Origin of the sequence: Streptomyces xiaopingdaonensis, assembly GCF_000262345.1 — a bacterium.
GTDB classification, from domain to species: domain Bacteria; phylum Actinomycetota; class Actinomycetes; order Streptomycetales; family Streptomycetaceae; genus Streptomyces; species Streptomyces xiaopingdaonensis.
Genome location: NZ_AJTQ01000290.1, coordinates 1 through 2234 on the forward strand (window position 1 = coordinate 1; position 2234 = coordinate 2234).

Consider the following 2234-nt stretch of genomic DNA (forward strand, 5'->3'; position numbering starts at 1 on the left):
CCCGCCAGTCACGCAAGCAGCTTGACTTCATCATTGAGATTCCTTGCATGAGAAGGGGACGCGGACCGCGACCCCGGTGACGACAGACGTACGGGGAAGGGGAGCGGGCAACTCCCCCTCCCTGAAGGGGTGTCGGGGCGGCAGCCGCCCCGAGTGCGGGCTCAGCTGCGCGGCTTGAGGCCCATGCGCCGGCGCGCCTCGTCGGGCGTCGCGACCGTCGCGCCCAGCGCCTCGGTGATCTGCACGGCACGCTCGACGAGTTGGCCGTTGGTGGCCTTCACGCCGCGGCTGAGGTAGAGGTTGTCCTCCAGGCCGACGCGGGCGTTGCCGCCGAGCAGGATCGACTGCGCCACCCACGGCATCTGCATGCGGCCGAGCGCGAAGCTCGCCCACTGGGCGCCCTCGGGCAGCATGTTGACCATCGAGTTGAGCACGCCCGGGTCGGCCGGGGCGCCCCACGGGATGCCCATGCAGAGCTGGAAGACGGTCGGTTCTTCGAGGAGGCCCTCGGCGAGGAGCTGCTTGGCGAACCAGAGCTGCCCGGTGTCGAAGATCTCCAACTCGGGCCGTACGCCGAGCTCCTGGATGCGCTTGGCGCCGGTGCGCAGCATGTCGGGGGTGGAGACGTAGAGGTTGGAGCCGTCGCCGAAGTTGAGCGAGCCGCAGTCGAGCGTGCAGATGTCGGGGAGCAGCTCCTCGACGTGCGGCAGCCGCTCCAGACCGCCGACGAGGTCGGTCCCCTCGAGCTGCTCCAGCGGCCGCTCCGGGTCGATCACCAGGTCGCCGCCCATACCGGCGGTGAGGTTGATGACCACGTCCACGTCGGTCGCCTTCACCCGCTCGACGACCTCCTGGTACAGCCGCGTGTCCCGCGAGGGGGCGCCGGTCTCGGGGTCGCGGACGTGGATGTGGACCACGGCGGCCCCGGCGTTGGCGGCGTCCACGGCCGAGCTGGCGATCTGCTCCGGTGTGACGGGCACGTGCGGGCTGCGCCCGACGGTGTCGCCGGCCCCCGTGAGGGCGGCGGTGATGATGGTGGATTCGGTCAGGGGCATGGTGAACCTTCCGTCGGCGCGGGGGAGTTGGTGCGGTTTTCGGTCGTGCCGGGGCGCGGGACGTGGTGCGGACCGGCTGAAGCGGCGGCCTCAGGCGTGGAGTTCGGTCCGGACGTGGGAGAGCAGCGCGGTGTGCATCTCCTCGGGCGTGGTGCTGTGCTCCTCGCCGTCTCCGGCGAGCACCTGGTTGGCGAGGCCGTCGATGAGGGCGGTGAGCCGCAGCGCGCTGAACTCCGGGTCGATGTCGCGGAGTACGCCCTGCTCGACGCCGCGGCGCAGCACGTCGGCGACGGTCGTGCGCCACTGCCTGTAGTACTCGACGTGGAGCCGCCCGATCGCCGTCGACCTGGCGGCCTGGGCCCACAGGTCCATCCACACGAGCCACTGCCTGCGCTGCTGCGCGGTGCGCGGGGTCTGGAGCGCGATGAGCTGGTGCAGCTCGTCCGCCGCGTCGTCGGCCTCGGCGAGGTGTGCCGCGCGGGAGGCGGTGTCCTCGTCCATGCACCAGCGGACGGCGGCCTCCAGGAGCTCCGCGCGGCCGGGGAAGTGGTAGTGGATGGCGGCCGTGCTGGTGCGGCAGGCGGCGGCGATGTCCGCGACGCGGACGGCGTGGAAGCCGTGCTCCGCGATGAGCCGGACCGTCTCGCGGACGATCTGCAGCGGCCTCCCGCCCTCGGGTGCCGGCCGCGGCTCCGGGGAGCGCGGCGCGGGGAGGACCGGCTCCGGGACGTGCTCGGGGGATGTCCCGGAGCCGGAGCCCAGCAGCCAGGCGGCGTCGACGCCTGCCGCGTCGGCGATCCTGGCGAGCTCGGCGGCGGTGAACCTGCGGCTGCCGCCGAGGGAGCGGGAGAGCTTCGACGGGTCCATCACGATCCGTCTGGCGAACTCCCGCTGGCTGCAGTCCGCCTGCGTGATCACCTGCCGCACGCGCTCGGCCACCTCGCCTCCGATGTCGGCGACTCGGCTGCCCGGCTGGTGCTGCATGGTTCGACACCGTACGGGCGTGATGAGATAACCGCAATACCGATGCGCGGCAGTTGTCCGTATCGCCCCACAATGAACCCGCGAAATTCCTTGCGGAGCCGCGCTGTTGCGCACGTCTCTGACTGACGCATCAGTCAGCCTCAACGCACGGCAGCGCAACGAGCGCCCCGCGCGCACGAAACGGGCGGGGGGGCG

At 71.8% G+C, this 2234-nt stretch carries 2 protein-coding genes; both read right to left on the bottom strand.

Annotation, left to right across the window (positions count from 1 at the left end):
- Window positions 1–161: 161 nt before the first annotated feature.
- Entirely contained in the window at window positions 162–1055 is an 894-nt protein-coding gene (locus UWG_RS0122795) for a beta-keto acid cleavage family enzyme (RefSeq protein ID WP_016909516.1), read from the bottom strand.
- A 90-nt stretch (window positions 1056–1145) separates the two neighbouring features.
- A complete protein-coding gene (locus tag UWG_RS0122800; RefSeq protein WP_016909517.1) occupies window positions 1146–2039 on the bottom strand; it encodes a TetR/AcrR family transcriptional regulator in 894 nt (297 codons plus the stop codon).
- Between the last annotated feature and the right edge of the window lie 195 nt (window positions 2040–2234).